The sequence below is a fragment of the Cyclobacterium xiamenense genome (assembly GCF_042140265.1).
Lineage (GTDB): Bacteria > Bacteroidota > Bacteroidia > Cytophagales > Cyclobacteriaceae > Cyclobacterium > Cyclobacterium xiamenense_A.
Genome location: NZ_CP159481.1, coordinates 1,323,565 through 1,339,566 on the forward strand (window position 1 = coordinate 1,323,565; position 16,002 = coordinate 1,339,566).

18 protein-coding genes are annotated in these 16,002 nt (G+C 48.3%); 7 read left to right on the forward strand and 11 right to left on the reverse strand.

The genetic code is table 11. From position 1 onward, the window contains the following. Positions 1 to 113 precede the first annotated feature (113 nt). Together ABWH99_RS05695 and ABWH99_RS05700 are read left to right on the forward strand one after the other, a co-directional pair. Positions 114 to 668, forward strand: a complete 555-nt coding sequence (locus ABWH99_RS05695) for a hypothetical protein (RefSeq protein ID WP_375585327.1) — start codon at positions 114 to 116, stop codon at positions 666 to 668. Continuing rightward, a complete protein-coding gene (locus tag ABWH99_RS05700; protein WP_375585328.1) occupies positions 668 to 1,459 on the forward strand; it encodes a TIGR02757 family protein in 792 nt (263 codons plus the stop codon). Before ABWH99_RS05695 ends, ABWH99_RS05700 begins: the two co-directional genes overlap by 1 nt. A gap of 73 nt (positions 1,460 to 1,532) precedes the next feature. On the opposite strand, the gene pyrE is transcribed toward ABWH99_RS05700, so the two are convergent. Continuing rightward, positions 1,533 to 2,177 (reverse strand): orotate phosphoribosyltransferase, encoded by a 645-nt coding sequence (gene pyrE / locus ABWH99_RS05705; RefSeq protein ID WP_375585329.1) that lies wholly within the window; start codon positions 2,175 to 2,177, stop codon positions 1,533 to 1,535. An 83-nt stretch (positions 2,178 to 2,260) separates the two neighbouring features. Here pyrE and ABWH99_RS05710 point away from each other — a divergent pair, with 83 nt between their 5' ends. Next, on the forward strand, positions 2,261 to 2,950 hold the full coding sequence (locus ABWH99_RS05710) for an NUDIX hydrolase (protein ID WP_375585330.1): 690 nt from the start codon (positions 2,261 to 2,263) through the stop codon (positions 2,948 to 2,950). On the opposite strand, the gene coaD is transcribed toward ABWH99_RS05710, so the two are convergent. Genes coaD through ABWH99_RS05730 form a run of 4 tightly spaced genes read right to left on the reverse strand, consistent with a single transcriptional unit; the run spans position 2,938 to position 5,384 of the window. Next, positions 2,938 to 3,405: a pantetheine-phosphate adenylyltransferase gene (coaD, locus tag ABWH99_RS05715; protein WP_375585331.1), complete on the reverse strand. Its 468-nt coding sequence runs from the start codon at positions 3,403 to 3,405 to the stop codon at positions 2,938 to 2,940. The two genes, ABWH99_RS05710 and coaD, sit on opposite strands and share 13 nt — an antisense overlap. Next, positions 3,405 to 4,238, reverse strand: a complete 834-nt coding sequence (locus ABWH99_RS05720; protein ID WP_375585332.1) for a DUF3822 family protein — start codon at positions 4,236 to 4,238, stop codon at positions 3,405 to 3,407. Before ABWH99_RS05720 ends, coaD begins: the two co-directional genes overlap by 1 nt. A gap of 2 nt (positions 4,239 to 4,240) precedes the next feature. Continuing rightward, on the reverse strand, positions 4,241 to 4,822 hold the full coding sequence (locus ABWH99_RS05725) for a hypothetical protein (RefSeq protein ID WP_375585333.1): 582 nt from the start codon (positions 4,820 to 4,822) through the stop codon (positions 4,241 to 4,243). Between the two features lie 58 nt (positions 4,823 to 4,880). Next, on the reverse strand, positions 4,881 to 5,384 hold the full coding sequence (locus ABWH99_RS05730; protein WP_375585334.1) for an NUDIX domain-containing protein: 504 nt from the start codon (positions 5,382 to 5,384) through the stop codon (positions 4,881 to 4,883). On the opposite strand from ABWH99_RS05730, the gene ABWH99_RS05735 reads away from it, so the two are divergent. Both ABWH99_RS05735 and ABWH99_RS05740 read left to right on the forward strand, forming a co-directional pair. Then, on the forward strand, positions 5,374 to 6,828 hold the full coding sequence (locus ABWH99_RS05735; protein WP_375585335.1) for an ATP-dependent RecD-like DNA helicase: 1,455 nt from the start codon (positions 5,374 to 5,376) through the stop codon (positions 6,826 to 6,828). The two genes, ABWH99_RS05730 and ABWH99_RS05735, sit on opposite strands and share 11 nt — an antisense overlap. A 47-nt stretch (positions 6,829 to 6,875) precedes the next feature. Continuing rightward, complete coding sequence (locus tag ABWH99_RS05740; protein WP_375585336.1) at positions 6,876 to 7,277, forward strand: DUF1573 domain-containing protein; 402 nt, start codon at positions 6,876 to 6,878, stop codon at positions 7,275 to 7,277. Positions 7,278 to 7,315: 38 nt separating this feature from the next. Here the strand turns inward: ABWH99_RS05740 and ABWH99_RS05745 are convergent, their stop codons facing one another. From ABWH99_RS05745 to ABWH99_RS05770, 6 genes are read right to left on the reverse strand one after another with little or no spacing between them, the layout of a single operon-like run. Next, positions 7,316 to 7,870 (reverse strand): SGNH/GDSL hydrolase family protein, encoded by a 555-nt coding sequence (locus tag ABWH99_RS05745; RefSeq protein WP_375585337.1) that lies wholly within the window; start codon positions 7,868 to 7,870, stop codon positions 7,316 to 7,318. After that, entirely contained in the window at positions 7,831 to 8,130 is a 300-nt protein-coding gene (locus ABWH99_RS05750; RefSeq protein WP_375585338.1) for a hypothetical protein, read from the reverse strand. Before ABWH99_RS05750 ends, ABWH99_RS05745 begins: the two co-directional genes overlap by 40 nt. Next, positions 8,111 to 9,157, reverse strand: coding sequence for an LD-carboxypeptidase (locus ABWH99_RS05755; protein ID WP_375585339.1), 1,047 nt, complete (start codon positions 9,155 to 9,157; stop codon positions 8,111 to 8,113). The genes ABWH99_RS05750 and ABWH99_RS05755 overlap by 20 nt, the downstream gene beginning before the upstream one ends. Positions 9,158 to 9,165: 8 nt before the next feature. Continuing rightward, positions 9,166 to 10,455, reverse strand: a complete 1,290-nt coding sequence (locus ABWH99_RS05760; protein WP_375585340.1) for a D-alanyl-D-alanine carboxypeptidase/D-alanyl-D-alanine-endopeptidase — start codon at positions 10,453 to 10,455, stop codon at positions 9,166 to 9,168. A 6-nt stretch (positions 10,456 to 10,461) separates the two neighbouring features. After that, positions 10,462 to 10,845 carry a DUF423 domain-containing protein gene (locus tag ABWH99_RS05765; protein WP_375585341.1) on the reverse strand — a complete coding sequence of 128 codons (384 nt, stop codon included), beginning with the start codon at positions 10,843 to 10,845 and terminating at the stop codon, positions 10,462 to 10,464. An 11-nt stretch (positions 10,846 to 10,856) separates the two neighbouring features. Beyond that, positions 10,857 to 11,540 carry a YggS family pyridoxal phosphate-dependent enzyme gene (locus ABWH99_RS05770; protein ID WP_375585342.1) on the reverse strand — a complete coding sequence of 228 codons (684 nt, stop codon included), beginning with the start codon at positions 11,538 to 11,540 and terminating at the stop codon, positions 10,857 to 10,859. A gap of 148 nt (positions 11,541 to 11,688) precedes the next feature. Here ABWH99_RS05770 and ABWH99_RS05775 point away from each other — a divergent pair, with 148 nt between their 5' ends. Continuing rightward, positions 11,689 to 12,276, forward strand: coding sequence for a DUF6992 family protein (locus ABWH99_RS05775; protein WP_375585343.1), 588 nt, complete (start codon positions 11,689 to 11,691; stop codon positions 12,274 to 12,276). 492 nt (positions 12,277 to 12,768) lie between these two features. Next, positions 12,769 to 15,993: a SusC/RagA family TonB-linked outer membrane protein gene (locus ABWH99_RS05780; protein WP_375585344.1), complete on the forward strand. Its 3,225-nt coding sequence runs from the start codon at positions 12,769 to 12,771 to the stop codon at positions 15,991 to 15,993. The last annotated feature ends 9 nt before the right edge of the window (positions 15,994 to 16,002 follow it).

Consider the following 16,002-nt stretch of genomic DNA (forward strand, 5'->3'; position numbering starts at 1 on the left):
TCGCCTGACAATGTTCGATAGGATCGCAGATGGTCTTCACTTTTGTGTAGGATTTTGGCTTTTTTGTTTGTTTGGCCGATTTCCCGTACTTTCGGTTTATTAATGGATAGCGTATGAACACATTTGAACAATTTTTCCACCGGTTTTTCAAGTTTATCTGGAATGCAGTCTTTGTGTTGACCTATCCTGTTTTGGCTACGTTCGGCTTGCTTTTTATTGGACTCACCTATTTCTTTTCCTTCATTTCCGCATCTTTGGCAAGGTTCAGTCGTTCTACGCCAGAAGTAAAAAAGGAATCGGATTGGAAAATGCTCTCTGAAGAATCGGAACTACTGGAGGGAAAACTACATAAACAGATCATTTTTGGTCCGGAGTGCTACCATATCAGGCGAAAAGATGGCATTCCCTCGGTAATTGACGACCTGATTTTCGGGAAAAAGGTGAACGTGATTCAGGAGGGGTGGTTGTTGGAAAAATGGAATACCACGGATATCGCCCAGATCCCGGATTTTGATATTTGCCTGTACCAGCCTGACGACGATAAATTGACCAAATTGGCCCATATTCGATGCTTTGATTGGCATCTCTCCGAAAAGCAGGACGACTTTTTATGCCTCAAGTGGTTTGACGGCACCCAGGGAGGAGAAGTCAAAGTAGCCATCGCCTGATGGTGGTACAGGGCTTGCGCGAGTACCTGGATGAGATGGTCGATCGATACAATCGACCGGATTTTATTCCCGACGATCCGATTTCCGTTCCTCATCGGTTTCGTAAGAAACAGGACATCGAAATCTCCGGATTCTTCGCTGCCATTCTGGCCTGGGGACAACGAAAAACCATCATAAAAAAAAGTCTGGAACTCATGGAAATGATGGACAATAGCCCCCATGAGTTTCTCCTCGGTCATACCTCAGCCGATCTCAAGCCTTTTTTGACATTCAAACACCGAACATTCAATGACGTGGATACCTTGTATTTCATCGATTTTTTGTCTCGGTTTTACCGGGAAAACGAAAGTCTGGAGACGGCGTTTACTCGGGGATGGACTCCGGAACAGGACATCATGGAGCGCTTGTTGGTCAATTTCCATGCGTTTTTCTTCGAGGCTCCCCATGCGCCTTCCCGAACACGCAAGCACATAGCAACGCCGGCGCGGAAAGCCGCATGCAAACGAATCAACATGTTTTTGCGGTGGATGGTGAGAGTGGACGATTGTGGGGTAGACTTTGGTATCTGGAACTTACTTTCTCCCTCTCAGCTGGTTTGTCCCTGTGATTTACACGTGGACCGGGTAGCACGCTTATTGGGGCTCATACACCGAAAACAAACCGATTGGCTGACCGCCCTGGAGTTAACCCAACACTTGCGTGCCTACGATCCGAAGGATCCGGTCAAATACGATTTTGCGCTGTTTGGTTTAGGTGTAGTGGAAAAAATGGGAGCCCGTCCCCTGCGCTAATCTGGCCAACCAAGGATCTCGCGGAGACCACCGAAGCCTTGGTTGCTGGAATGGCTGCATGGGAGAACTTCTCTCAGGGTTGCCAGGAATCGGGTTCTTTTCTCCAACTAGTTAGCGCTGCCATGTCTTCGCTGGAAACGTACCCTTGCTCGAGCGCCTGGGGTAGCAGGGATGCGTAATCGGACAAGCATACCAGCTTCACCTGTTCATTTGCGAAATTCTGTTCGGCCAGGGCAAACCCATAGGTGAAAATCGCTACCATTCCCAATACCTCAAATCCTGCCTCCCGCAGGTCTTTCACCGCCTTTAGCGAGCTCCCTCCTGTGGAGATTAAATCCTCTACCACGACTACTTTTTGGCCCGGGCTGATCCTTCCTTCAATCCGATTTTCCATGCCGTGCCCTTTGGCCTTGGACCGGACGTACAGGAAGGGGATATCCAGTTTGTCGGCGATCAATACACCCTGTGGAATTCCTGCGGTAGCCACACCGGCCACAGCCTCAATGTTTAGGAAATGGGTTTGAATGGCTTTGATGAGCTTTTCCTGTATAAGTTTTCGCACGGAGGGGTAGGAAAGCGATAGGCGGTTGTCACAGTAAATTGGAGATTTCCATCCCGATGCCCAGGTAAACGGTTGTTTGGGTGAAAGTTTGATGGCTTTTATTTCCAGAAGCTTATTGGCTATCAGGGAAGCAGTGCTCGTATCATAAATTTCCATGGGTCAAAATTAACCAAATAATGGGTACGCATGGTTGTGAGGGCTGGAAAAAAAATGCATTTTTGGAAAAACTAGCACAGGTTATGAAGATTTTTATCAATGACAAACCTTTGGATTTGGTAGCTTCCTCGGAATTTTTACCCAAGAAGACCTTTGAATGCGTGTATGTCAATCCGGTGGAATTGCCTCCTACCGCAGATTTTCACGACGATGTTTTGATAAAGGATCCTTCGAAGGATATTATTGTACAGCTATTGTTCCTCATGCGTACCCGAAAATTAAAGCACCTGGATAGCGTCACGCTGGTAACGAAGGAAAAGAAGGCCTTGAAAAAGTTTATCAGAAGCCGTTTTCAGATTATCAAGGCTGCCGGAGGGGTGGTGACCTCCAAAGACAAGGTGCTGTTTATTCATCGATTGGGTAAATGGGATTTGCCCAAAGGAAAATTTGAGAAGAAAGAGTCTGCGGAAGCATGCGCCATCCGGGAGGTAGAAGAGGAATGCAACATACGGGTAAAATTGACCGGCCCCATTTGCAAAACCTGGCACACCTACACCCAAAACCGGAAAAGTATACTAAAAAAGACGTATTGGTACAGCATGTCCTGCGTGGACGATTCCAGGATGAAGCCGCAAACCGAAGAGGGAATCGCAGATATAAAATGGATGAATCACCAGGAGGCAAAAGTCGCCTTGGTTAATTCCTACCCCTCCATGCGGTATTTGTACAAGCAGTTTTTACGCCTGCACCCGGGGATTTATCAGACTTTGTAGGGAAGAAATTTATCCACATTTCCACCGTACCGATGTACTTCCCGGATGATGGTCGAGCTAATGGAAGCAAATTCGGGAGCGGTGATCAAAAAGACAGTTTCCAGTGTTTCGTTAAGGTACCGGTTCATCTGACTGATCGTATTTTCGTATTCGAAATCCGTCGTGTTGCGGAGTCCCCGAAGCAAGTATTGAGCACCTTGGGTTTTTGCAAGGGAAGAGGTGAGTTCGTTGCACACCACTACCCGGACTTCCGGGATGTCCAGGTAGACCCCTTCGATCTTGTTTACCATCAGATCAATATCGAAGTACCGACTTTTTTTGGTGGTATTGTGCCCGACACCAATGATGATTTCATCGAATAGCTTTAAGCCTCTCATGACGATATCGTGGTGCCCCTTGGTGTAGGGGTCAAATGAGCCAGGGAAAAGGGCGGTTTTTTTCGTCAAATTCACCATTATCTCCAATATGCTTCCAGAAGAAGGGTATTCTTAAAGGGTTCTGCTCCTTTTTTATAAGTGATTTTCTGTGTGGGGGTGACCGAATGGATATTTCTGAAAAATCTTTTTAAGTCGTCCATCGAGCTGTGTACCCAGTTTAAATTTCCGTAAATGCTGATCCGGCAATGTGCCTGATCAAAAGCCAGTTGTTGCAGAATGGTGAATAGGTAACGCAGCAAGGCGCTTTCCTCAGGTACCAGAAATCGGTTAAAAAGCGCTAATTCCCCTGCCTTAAAGCCAGCAACGTATACACTGTTTGGGGCGGTATGGATGAAAATTTCCTGTGGTAGCAGGTCTTTGGCCTGGTGTAGGAAAAAGTCAAGTACGTGCGCTGCTCCGTGGGCGATTTCCAATTCGGGCAGTTTGCTGTCCAGGGATTCCAGCAGCGATCGTTGAACGGTTCCCAGTACCTGTATGGTATTATTTCCAACCCCGACATAGGTAATTTCGTGGACCAAAGGATCTACTTCGGTAGCAAAACTCAGGTAAATCTCGCTATGCGCAGGATTAAATACCATTCCCGGAACCAAGGTGAATCCCTGATGATGGCTGTATAATTTACCGGTGGTGTTCGGGGCATTGATCAACTCATCCGTACCGATTAGGTCACCGATGTCTCCATCTCCCTGCAATGTATACAAATTTACGGCAGAGATAGTCTCATCCGTCTTGTCATGGGAAATGATAACAAAAAGGCTTTCGTATAAAAAAAGCGATAAACTTGATATGTCTTCGCTATCAAATTTATCGCTTCTAAACTTTCGTTGGATATGATGCGTTCCCGTACCCAAGGTTATTCCCAGTTACCTGAGGTGGAGGAGTCCGTCCTGGAACCTACCCTCAACGCTTTCTCGTTGTCGTTTCTTCTACGTTCGGGATTGATCGGCGCAGGATCCCTGATTTCAAATACAGCGATTTCCCGGTTGCTTCGCTCAATCTTATCGGCGAAGAATTCAAAGGTTTTTCCTCCTGATCCCGGTACAACGTTCAACAGGTCCAGGTTAAAGTCCGGATATTTCGTCTCGTTAAATAGCGAATCCTGAACCCCCACTGCACCCAGGGTATCAAAGGTTACGGTCGTTTCTTCCTTTCCGTACTCCAGCAATTTGGTGGTTTCGGTCCGCTGGACGATGTAGATTTGTCCATCTTCAATAAATTCCTTCAATTGGTCCCAACTGGATGCATATTCTCCATTTGAACTGATGTAGGCGATCTGTGCGTCTCGTAACATTTCAAGTTTTTCAATGATCCGGGCCTCGGTTCGCTGGAGCATTTTCTCCTCTTCCACTACCTCGTCCACACCCAGGTACAATCTGTATCCGAGGCCAAGAGCCCCAAGTAGAAATACTATCGATAAAATCTTGCTCAATGTCATGTCAATATTTTTAAAGCGTAATTAAATTTATAAAGGATTGATGGTTTGTTCTGAAACGCTATTTTATGGAATTATTTCCAAAATTAAAATATCCTTTCCATATTCTTACATCATTGAGAGAATTAATTCCCCGAAATACCGCATGTTTTTCTGAGGCAGGAATGGTTTTGATTTCGTCCAGGTTCAAAAAGCGAATTTCCTCGATCAACTGCTGTTCGTCCCCAAGTTCCGGATCTTTACCCAAAAGCAATTCTCCGCCCACCTGGTGAACTTCAAAAAAGAGCTCGATCGCATGAAGGGGCGGGTCCAATAATTCGTGTACGAATAAGTAAGCGTCTACTTCGACCTCCAAGCCGGTTTCTTCCAGAAACTCTCGTTGCAGATTATGTTTGGCATCCTGTCCGTAGTTCATGCCCCCTCCGGGCACGTTCCAAAAGTGACTGTGTTCACCCATCCGGTGTTTGATCATCAAGACTTTGTCCTCCTGGATTAATAGCCCGTTTACCCGGGTCCGTAGTCGGTTACCAAAATTATCCGCAATATCTTTTTTTATGTTAGGCATTTATCCTTTAGTTTCGTCTTCCATCCGTAAAGATAACCAAGTGGTACCAAAGCCCTCCGAAGCAATTCGAAAATTTTTCCCGCATGAGCCAACCGGCGATCAGAGGGGTTTTTTTCACGCAATGAATGGCTTTCTTTCCCCCGACTCAACCGCAAATACTTTCGTTCTCAAAGGTTTTGCAGGAACCGGGAAAACCTCCGTGATAGCCGCACTGGTTCGGGCTTTGCCGGCACTTGGACTTCGGCCAGTCATGCTGGCGCCTACCGGAAGAGCGGCAAAAGTCATGAGTGCCTATGCAGAAAAGACGGGGTTTACGATACATAAAATCATTTACCGGCCGAAGGAAAAGGCGGCAGACGGCTTGTACGGGTTTGATGTTCAGAAAAACTATTTCCACCAGTCTGTTTTTATTGTGGACGAGGCTTCCATGCTCTCCGACGATCGGTCTGCGGGGAATTCCCTGCTCTCCGATTTGATCCACTTTGTTTTTCAAAATCCGGAAAATCGCCTCGTGCTGGTCGGGGACCTGGCCCAGCTTCCTCCGGTGGGGAGCGAAGACAGTCCGGCCCTGGATAAAGAGCACCTCATGCAACGGCACCGCCTGCACGTAATCGAGTCTGTTTTGGAAGAGGTAACCCGTCAGGAATTGCAGTCCGGCATCCTGCAAAATGCCACGGACTTGCGCGGACAGGTGACCGCAAAAGCTCCGAAAATTTCGTTTCGTACGCGCGGTTTTCAAGATATATTCCGGATGACCGGAGAAAGGCTGGAAGACGGGCTGAGGTATGCTTACGATAAGTTTGGATTGGATCATACGATGATCATTACCCGATCCAACAAGGCCGCCGTTCAATACAATCGGTACATTCGAAACAGCATCTTTTATTACGAAGATGAATTGAGTGCCGGGGATCGGTTGATGATCGTAAAAAACAATTACACGTACATGGAAGCTTCGGATAAGGTAAGTTTTTTGGCCAATGGAGATTTTGTAGAAATCCTGAAAATTCGTTCTTTTGAGGAAATGTATGGCCTGCGGTTTGCTACACTCGAACTACGGCTGATCGATTACCCTGATGAGGTTCCCTTTGAGGCAAAAGTCCTGTTGGATACCCTTCACACGGAAGTTCCGGCATTGGGCTACGAGGACTGGAAAAAGCTGTATCAGTTGGTAACGGAAGATTATATGGATCTGCCCAGCAAATCCCGTGTCAGGGAAGCACTGAAAAAAGATCCGTACCTGAATGCGTTACAGGTAAAATTTGCCTATACGCTGACTTGCCACAAATCACAAGGGGGGCAATGGGATGCGGTCTTTGTTGACCAGGGCTTTTTGAAGGAAGAGCAGGTCGATAGAAATTACCTGAGGTGGTTGTACACCGCCATGACCAGGGCGCGGAAAGAATTGTATTTGGTGAACTTTCACTCCCAATTTTTCCGTTAGTTAGTGGAATGAAGGTGAATAAACTAATTAAATAAACATAAACAGCTATGAAAAAACTGGCAACACTTGTATTGGCGATTGTTTTTGGTGCAGGCCTGGCACTGGCACAAGAAAAGACAGCAGACGGTCCGGTGATTACCTTTGAAGAGTCTTCCAAAGACTTCGGGGACATTACCCAGGGAGAAAAGGTGGAAAATGTGTTCACGTTTGAAAACACAGGAAATGCCCCGTTGATTATTTCTAACGTAGCTGCTACCTGCGGATGCACCGTTCCAAGCTGGCCAAAAGAGCCAATTGCTCCCGGAAAAAAGGGAGAAATTAAGGTTTCATTCAATTCGGCCGGAAAAATGGGGAAACAAAACAGTGTGGTAAGGATTTATTCCAATGCGAGTGAACCCATAGAAAAAGTATCGATGATTTCAAACGTACTGCCGAAAGGAACCAACTAGGTCCTGTACCGGCCCATGGAAAAAAATAGACCTGACGATTAGTTTTCGTCAGGTCTATTCGTTTTTGGAGGGGGTTGTTGCAGTTCGGCTTTCATGACCCGACTTATCGTCCTGGCCCAGTCCGCGTAAACGTATCGACTGGGGTGCAGATCGTCTGCCACCAGATTTGCGGGAAGTCCGCCAATACCACGGTAGCTTTCAGTAATCTCGATGAAATGAAGGTTTCTCCTTCCAGCGATTTCCTGAATGAAAGCGTTATAGGAATCGATCTCCGAAGCTATTTGGTCTACATTTTGAAGGCCGTTTTGACCGAAAGGGGTGACTCCCCAATCGGGTATCGAAAGGAGCACAAGTCGGTGGCCAAAACCATTGACCATTGCCAGGCTCAGGTCAATCAATTCATCTAATTCCCGCTGAAATTGACGTAGGGGGAGTCCCTGGTATTGGTTGTTCACGCCGATCAGTAAGCTGACCAGGTCGAATTTCTCCCCTCGCAGTCCCTGATCATCAATTGCCTGTAGCAAATCTCTCGTGGTCCACCCGGTCTTGGCGACTATCTTCGGTGGAGCAAAGCGCCATCCTTCTGCACCCAATATCCGCGCGACTTGCTCTGGATAGGTATGCTCTCTTTTTCTCCTTCACCGATGGTATAACTATCCCCCAGGGCCAGGTAGCGGATTTTTTGATTGCTCGGAGCCTGGTAAGCGGTAGCATCGGGTACGGTCATCGGTATCGGGTCTTGATTTTGGCAGGAGGCAAGCAAACCGCAGCCGGTGGCGATTAAGAGAAAAGAACGCAAGCCAACAGCGTAAGGAGCACCTTCCCGAACGTTTCTATTGGAATATTGCCTCATCGGTTTCCAGGATACCGGCATCTGCATCCATGCTAATTTTCGCTCCAAAGGGCAATAGGAATTGTTTAGGTACGTGGCCGATCATGGCGCCCCGGTATGCCGGGATTTTGAGGGGCAGCAAGTAATCGTCGAGTATTTGGTCTATCGTGAGATTGCCATAGCCACCGCTAGGGTCGCAATCGGTACATTGTCCGAAAACAAACCCTGCTATTTCCTTTAGCACCCCCGTCAGCATGAGCGTACTCATCATCCGGTCGATTCGGTAGGGCTCTTCTCCAATGTCTTCCAAAAACAACACTTTGTTTTTAAAATCGGGCAGGTAGGGAGAGCCGGCCAGTGCCGTAAGCACGGTCAGGTTTCCGCCTACCAGGTCTCCACTTGCCTTTCCCGGGTAGATGGTCCGGATACGATTTTTTTTCATGACCAAATCCTCTGTAGCTTCGACTTCGTTTTGGTAGGTAATTCTTTTTTCTTTTCCGAAAAAAACCGTTCGAAATTGACTTGCATTGAATGGGTTCCAACTCCCGGACCCATTGGGGCCGTGAAAAGTTACGAGACCAGTTTGTGCGTGAATGGCATTGTGAAGTGCCGTAATGTCGCTGTATCCAAGGATAGGTTTGGGGTTTTTCCGAATGAGATCGTAATCAATCATGGGTAGGATTCGGGCAGCCCCGGACCCTCCACGGATACAGATGACGGCTTTGATGGATTTATCGCCAAACATTTCGTTCAAGTCCGCGGCCCTGTCTGCATCGCTGCCAGCCAGATGCCCTCTCCGATCGGCCAGGTGTTTTCCGTCCTTTACCGAAAGTCCGAGTGCCTCCATCGCTTCCCGGGCAAAGACGAACTCCATCCGATCCGCCGTAGCAGCGGAGGGACTGATCAAACCTACCCGATCACCGGGTTGCAGCCTTTTCGGAAGTAGCTTCTTTCTGGCAGCAGGATGTGCAGAGGCTGCCGGAAACCCCGCAAACGCGCCCATTCCTGCGCCAAGTCCCAGGGTCTTGATAAAGGTTCTTTTTTTCATGGCAGAATTTAGAAATTATCCCGGATATAAAGCAAAACTTTTTCTATTTCATTGCGAACGACCGAGGATTTATGCGGGTAATTGTTGTTCATAAAAGCAAATGCATACACTTTTCCACTCCGCGTTTTTAAAAATCCCACCAAGCTGTGGTTGTTACTGATGGTCCCGGTCTTGGCCATGACATAGGGCACCGATGCGCTGTAGTTGTACTTAAGCGTACCGGTTCTGCCTCCCGTTGGCAACAAGCGAAACAATTCTTCGTCGGGAAACAAGCGGTAGATCTTTTCTACGAGGGAGACCATGGTTCTGGGAGTGAAAAGATTGTGCCGGGACAATCCCGAACCGTCCACCCATTGGGGATCGTCCGGCAGGTCGTACAAATAGGTTTCTTTGATGTACTCAATGGCTTTTTCACTGGATAACTCCCGGAATACTTCGTCTCCGATCTGTAGCAATAACTGCTCGGCGATGAAATTGTCACTTTCCAGCAGCATTTGCTTGTACAGCGCCTGCGTGGGAATTCCTTTTAAAATGAAATGGTCTGGGGGCAGTTTTTCATCGGAAAGGGCTACATGCACGCCCCAATCTTTGGAAGCCAACTCGGCAAAGGTCTCAGGGGAGGTAATAAACGGTACCCGAACATCCCGTCCGTTATAGGTCCGCGGATTGTAGTAAAAAAGATTGCTGTGCCAATCCCTTTGCAAATTTTTTAGCGGTTTTTGGGAAGTAGCAAGGGCAAATACCGACGGACTGATTACAGGTCGGTTATTGACGTTGCTGCCTTTTGCCAGGTTGCCAAACAAGGGGAAGGGTGAGCGTTCCGCCGAGTAGGATTGGTTGTAATCGTCCCATTGCCAACCGAATCCGAATGGTTCGTCTTTCCAATTGCTGTCAGAGTAATACAGGGTGTCGTAGCTGGCCAGAAATTCATTTAGCCTTGGAGAAGGTAGCGGCGGGTATTTCCAGGAGGGGTCTCCGGTACCCCAAAACACCGGCTTGCCGTCTTTTAGAATGAATCGCAGGAAAGTGGTGCTGTCTCCCAATACCATTAAGGAGCCGAAAAAGGTAAATAGTTTGGTAGTGGAGGCTGGAATAAAGTAAAGGTGGCTGTTTTTATCGTACCGTACCAGCTGGCTATCCAGGTCGTACAACATGAAACCGGTGAGGTGATTGTCAAAGAACGAACCCTCACCAAGTAGCTGGTCCAGGCCAAGATAGGTGGATTTTGCATCTTGAGCGCCACTACTCAGGTAAAGAGAAAAGAAGAAAAGTAATCCCAGAAATCCGATTTTCCGCATGGTCACCTATTGATTTCCTTTGGTGAAACTCAAGAAAAGGAATACCCAGCCGGCGATAAAACCCAGACCTCCGATCGGGGTAATCGCACCCAGCCAGGTAATTTGACTCAGACACAACAGGTACAAGCTGCCAGAAAAAATCAAGATACCAGCTAAAAAAAACCAGGCACTTAGCTTGAGTCGGGTGGTTTTGGGCCGAGTCAGGGATAGCACTCCGGTCAGCAATAAAGCCAGGCTATGGTAAAAATGATAGCTTACGGCCGTTTGGTAGGTGTCCAACCTGCCCGTTTCCAAAAGGTACGGTTCGAGTGCATGTGCGCCAAAGGCACCGAAACCAACTGCCAGGGCTCCTGAAATGGCAGCAACTTGCAGGATCGAATTTGTCTTCATGGTTGGGTCAATTAGGTGTAGTTTCGGGCTCCAAATACTGCACTTCCTATACGAACCATGGTACTGCCCTCCTCCTGGGCGATCTGGTAATCTCCACTCATGCCCATGGATAATTCTTCCATTTGTACCTGAGAAGGTAGTTCCGAGCGTTTGAGGCGCTCAAAAAGTGCGCTGAGGCCATGGAACTCGGAACGAATTTTTTCCGTGTCTGATGTGTTGGTTGCCATGCCCATCAAGCCCAGCACGCGAATGTGTTGCAGTTCGTCGATTTCCTCACCGTGTAGAAACGCTATCAGTTCGGCTTCGTCCCAGCCGAATTTACTCTCTTCACTGGCGATGTGCACCTGTAAGAGGCAGGGAATTACCCGATTTATCTTTCGTCCTTCTTTATTGATTTGTTTCAATAAGCGTAGCGAGTCAACGCTGTGGATCAGGTGCACAAACGGGACGATGTATTTTACTTTGTTTCGTTGCAAGTGGCCGATCATGTGCCAGCGGATGTCCTTGGGCAACGCGGCCTCTTTTTCGGTCATCTCCTGCACTTTATTTTCCCCAAAATCGCGAATTCCGGCAGCATAGGCTTCCTGAATGGCAGCAATTGGTTTTGTTTTGCTGACCGCTACCAGTAAGCAGTCCGGATTTGGAAAGGAACGGGTGATTGCAGTTAAATTTTCGGATAGGTTGGTCTTTTCCATTGGCGAGGCAAAGCGCTTTTGTTTTGGAACAAAGATATGGGTATATTGGTAAAAACACACACAATGCCTACTGGGCTGCGTGAATTATGGAATTTATCAGGGAGCGATATCAAGGCGAATGGGTACATTGATAAAAAAATTGGGGCATATGAAATGGAAAATGGCACTTCTTCTGGGAGGCATGGTATCCGCAATGGTCTGTAAAGCACAGGAACGGGTCACAGTGAAAGAAATCAACGAAAACCGGAAAAGGCTGGAAAGCCGGGGAATGCTTGTGCTCGGTTCATGGGCCGTTGGCAATCTGCTTTGGGGAGGCATCGGCGCAGCCCGGACTGAGGGCCGGGAAAAAAGCTTCCATCAGATGAATATGTACTGGAATTCCGTAAACCTTGCGATCGCTGGCTTCGGTTACCTCTCTGCTACCAGAAAACAACGTACCTCCGGGCTCTGGCAGAGTATAAAGGAGCAGCAGCGATCGGAAAAAATACTTCTGGTAAACGCAGCGCTGGATTTGGGCTACATGACGGGCGGGTTTTACCTCAAAGAAAGGGGTAAACGCTTGCAGGATTCCCGTTTGAGGGGGTTTGGAAATTCCCTGGTTTTGCAAGGGGCCTTTTTGTTGGTTTTTGATGGAATCTTGTATTCCTTACAAAATAGCAACGGAAAGAAGTTTCGGCCCTGGGTGGAAAATCTGGAAGTAGGAGCCACCGGTTTGGGTGTGAAACTGCCTTTATAGAGCGGGCTGGATCTTGATTTTTTGGTACCGTCCCTTTTCATCCGGGAATAGCCAAGGCTGTTCCTGTTTTTTCGGGTCTCGATGATTGGTGTTACGTAGAGCCTTGTGGCAAACGTCTGCAATACAGGTTGCTCCCCGGGCTTGCGGGTAGCCTACTGTTTTACGTGTACGAGCGGAGTACACTTTTTCCCATTTTCGTTTGATTCACCGTTCAAATAAAAAAACAGACAGTAGGCAGGTGAAAAAAACGCTTCAAATACGTTGTTTTTTATTTTAGAAAATTCTACATTTCCTGCTGTTTTCATACTTTCTGTTCAGCAATCGGCCCGTTTATCCAGCAAAATTCGATTCGAAAGGGATCTTAAGGGAATGTACGAGTATTGGAACAGGTGCGGTTTCAAAGAGACTGCGTTTCCACTGGCGAAAAAGTGCTCGATGGGTAGCTAAGGTCTGAATTCAATAAAACGAATGTAAATCCAAAACAATCCTTTTATGAAAAACTTATTACTGATTTTCTGCCTGGCAATGCTGACTGCGATGGGAAGCAGGGTGCAGGCGCAAACCGTTTCCGGGACGGTGACTGACCAGTCCGATGGACAGCCCTTACCCGGAGTATCGGTACTGATTAAGGGCACATCTACCGGAACTGCCACCGATGTAGATGGCAATTACAAATTGAACGTGCCGGGCGCAGAGACGGTCCTCGTTTTTTCCTTTCTGGGGTTTGAGACCGTAGAGGAGTCCGTAGGTAACCGCAGCACGATCAATATTGCCCTCGCTGAGGACGCAGCCGAATTGTCCGAAGTGGTAGTCACGGCCCTGGGTATCGAGCGAAATGTTCGGGCCTTGCAGTATTCCATTACGGAAGTGGGGGGCGAAGAATTCACCCAGGCCAGGGAAAATAACATTGCCAACCAATTGGCCGGTCGTGTTGCTGGTGTGAATGTCAGCAATGTGGCTTCCGGGCCCGCCGGTTCGTCCCGGGTAATCATCCGTGGAAATACCTCCTTGCAAGGAGGTAACCAGCCATTGTATGTGATCGATGGTATTCCGATGGACAACACCAACTTTGGACAAGCTGGGGTATGGGGAGGTGCCGATCAAGGGGACGGCATGACCAGTGTAAACCCGGACGATATCGAGTCCATGTCTGTATTGAAAGGGGCCAGTGCTGCTGCTCTTTACGGCTCCCGTGCCGCCAACGGTGTGATCTTGATTACGACAAAAAGAGGTACGTCCAGAAGGGGCATTGGCGTGGAAATCAACTCCAACGTCGTATTTGAACGCATCAATAACCAAACCGATTTGCAAACCGAGTTTGGATCCGGTAGGTACCAGGGAGACCTGATTACAGGCAGTGCTGTCAGACCTACGACGGTCCGTCAGGGGTACGACTGGGGTACACAAGCCTGGGGAGAACGATTGGGGTCGGGTACCGCCATGCATTTTGATGGTGTACAGCGTCCTTATGTCTATGCGGGAGACAACTGGAACCGCTTCTACGAGACCGGTACGGCGTTTACAAACAGCATTTCACTTGCCGGCGGTAGCGATACTCAAACTTTCCGGTTCAATGTTACCGACATGCGGAGCTCATCGGTGGTTCCTAACGCGGGATTTGATCGACTGAACATGTCCATTGCTACCAGCGGTAAATTTGGGAAAAAACTGACTTTTGATGCAAAGGTGCTTTATTCCAACGAGCGCACCCAAAATCGGCCTCGGCTGTCCGATTCACCGGGCAATGCATTCCAGTCCATTTTTGCGCTTCCACCGAATGTTAACGTGGAATGGGGGAAAGGCGATCCCAATCGATTGGGAACGATCCCGATCGGTACGGATCCGGCATTGCTCAGCACCTGGGGTTTTGCCGAGCAGGAAGAATACCTGATGACCAATAACCCCTGGGGTCAGAACCCATATTTCTCCACGCATCAACTTTCCATCAACGATACCCGGGACCGGATCATCACTTCCGGATCCCTGAAGTACAACATCACGGATCATTTATACCTTTCCGGTAGAGCCGGTATGGACTGGTTTACGCGAAGGGGAACGACCCTGACCCCTCAAGGTACGGGATACCAGCGAAACGGTAGCATGAACGAAAGCGAGCGAAGGGTAAACGAGATCAATCTGGAAGCCATGCTCGGCTACAACCGGGAATTTGGTAATATTGGAATCAACGCCTTTGTCGGTGCCAACCGCATGCGCAGGGAGGATGAAAACATCTCCGCGAACGGCCAGGGATTCAATGTTCCGTTTTTTCATGCCATCAACAATACCGTGGTCCGGAACTTTGGCTATGGCTACTCCGGATGGGGCATTAATTCCGTCTTTGGATCGGCCGAGGTGAGCTACAAAAATTTCCTATTTCTGACGGCTACCGGCAGAACGGACTGGTTTTCGGTACTGGATCCGCAGTTTAATGACATCACCTATCCGTCTCTTGGAGCTAGTTTCGTGTTTACCGATGCGATGAACGAACTACCCAGCTGGTTGAGCTTCGGTAAGGTCAGGGGATCCTGGGCGCGCGTAGGAAACTCTACTGTCGGTCCCTACCAAATCCAGAACGTGTATTCCTTGTTAGGCGCTCCTGCGATCGATCACGGTGGAAATCAGGTGGCCATGGCTTCTTTTGCGACTGCTGGTAATAACAACGGAACCATCCCCAACCGGTTCTTGAAACCACTTTTGTCTACAGAGATCGAAGCCGGATTTGATGTGCGGTTTTTTCAAAACAGACTGGGAATTGACTTTACGTATTACCGGCAGCGAAGTACGGATGATCAGCTGAATGCCCAGGTTTCGCGTTCCTCTGGATTTGGGTCTACCCTGGTGAATCTGGGTGAGATGGAAAACCGGGGAGTAGAGATTTTGCTTACCGGTACGCCGATACGGACCTCGGATTTCAACTGGGATGTATCCTTCAATATCGCTCGAAACCGAAACGAAGTGATTTCCCTCATTGAAGGCAGTGATATCCTGAATGTGGAGGAGCCACGTACCCGAACCGTATTTGTGCAGCATCGAACCGGCTATCCATTTGGTGTACTGGCAGGTTGGGTGCAGAAGCGATCGCCTGATGGACAGCCTGTATTTGAAGAAAATGGTGCACCTGTGCAGTCCGATCAAATGGAAGTAATCGGAAACGGTATACCCGATTGGACCGGAGGTATTAACAACAGCATTACGTTCAAAGGGTTTAATCTGTCAGCGCTGGTTGACTTCCGCATTGGCGGAGATTTGTACTCCGGAACCAACGTGCGACTCACCCAATGGGGTTTGCACAAGCAGACCTTGCAAGGTCGGGCAGGGGAGGAGCCACTCAGCGTATCCGGCGTGATTCAATCTGGAACCGCTGCCGATGAAAGCCCGATCTACGAATCCTTCTCCAAGACACTCTCTCCGGGTGAGGCCAATAATTATTGGAATCAGATGGGTAACAGGGTTCAGGATTTCTTCATTTACGACGGCTCTTTTGCCAAGTTGCGCCAGGTTACGTTTGGGTACAATTTCCCACGACGAATTTTGGATAAAACCCCATTCACCAACCTGAACCTTTCCTTTGTTGGCCGAAACCTGTCTATTTTATGGAAAAATGTGGAAAACATCGATCCAGAGTCCGGGTATTCTTCGGGTAACGGACAAGGTCTGGATTACTTCGGCATGCCACAAACGAGGACGTTTGGTTTCAATGTGAGAGCAACATTTTAATGACTTAAG

Bases quoted from the DNA above. Each gene is read 5' to 3' on its own strand.
- ABWH99_RS05695 (WP_375585327.1), top strand. From the start codon at position 114: ATGAACACATTTGAACAATTTTTCCACCGGTTTTTCAAGTTTATCTGG.
- ABWH99_RS05700 (WP_375585328.1), top strand. From the start codon at position 668: ATGGTGGTACAGGGCTTGCGCGAGTACCTGGATGAGATGGTCGATCGA.
- pyrE (WP_375585329.1), bottom strand. From the start codon at position 2,177: ATGGAAATTTATGATACGAGCACTGCTTCCCTGATAGCCAATAAGCTT.
- ABWH99_RS05710 (WP_375585330.1), top strand. From the start codon at position 2,261: ATGAAGATTTTTATCAATGACAAACCTTTGGATTTGGTAGCTTCCTCG.
- coaD (WP_375585331.1), bottom strand. From the start codon at position 3,405: ATGGTGAATTTGACGAAAAAAACCGCCCTTTTCCCTGGCTCATTTGAC.
- ABWH99_RS05725 (WP_375585333.1), bottom strand. From the start codon at position 4,822: ATGACATTGAGCAAGATTTTATCGATAGTATTTCTACTTGGGGCTCTT.
- ABWH99_RS05735 (WP_375585335.1), top strand. From the start codon at position 5,374: ATGTTAGGCATTTATCCTTTAGTTTCGTCTTCCATCCGTAAAGATAAC.
- ABWH99_RS05730 (WP_375585334.1), bottom strand. From the start codon at position 5,384: ATGCCTAACATAAAAAAAGATATTGCGGATAATTTTGGTAACCGACTA.
- ABWH99_RS05740 (WP_375585336.1), top strand. From the start codon at position 6,876: ATGAAAAAACTGGCAACACTTGTATTGGCGATTGTTTTTGGTGCAGGC.
- ABWH99_RS05750 (WP_375585338.1), bottom strand. From the start codon at position 8,130: ATGAGGCAATATTCCAATAGAAACGTTCGGGAAGGTGCTCCTTACGCT.
- ABWH99_RS05755 (WP_375585339.1), bottom strand. From the start codon at position 9,157: ATGAAAAAAAGAACCTTTATCAAGACCCTGGGACTTGGCGCAGGAATG.
- ABWH99_RS05760 (WP_375585340.1), bottom strand. From the start codon at position 10,455: ATGCGGAAAATCGGATTTCTGGGATTACTTTTCTTCTTTTCTCTTTAC.
- ABWH99_RS05765 (WP_375585341.1), bottom strand. From the start codon at position 10,845: ATGAAGACAAATTCGATCCTGCAAGTTGCTGCCATTTCAGGAGCCCTG.
- ABWH99_RS05770 (WP_375585342.1), bottom strand. From the start codon at position 11,540: ATGGAAAAGACCAACCTATCCGAAAATTTAACTGCAATCACCCGTTCC.
- ABWH99_RS05775 (WP_375585343.1), top strand. From the start codon at position 11,689: ATGAAATGGAAAATGGCACTTCTTCTGGGAGGCATGGTATCCGCAATG.
- ABWH99_RS05780 (WP_375585344.1), top strand. From the start codon at position 12,769: ATGAAAAACTTATTACTGATTTTCTGCCTGGCAATGCTGACTGCGATG.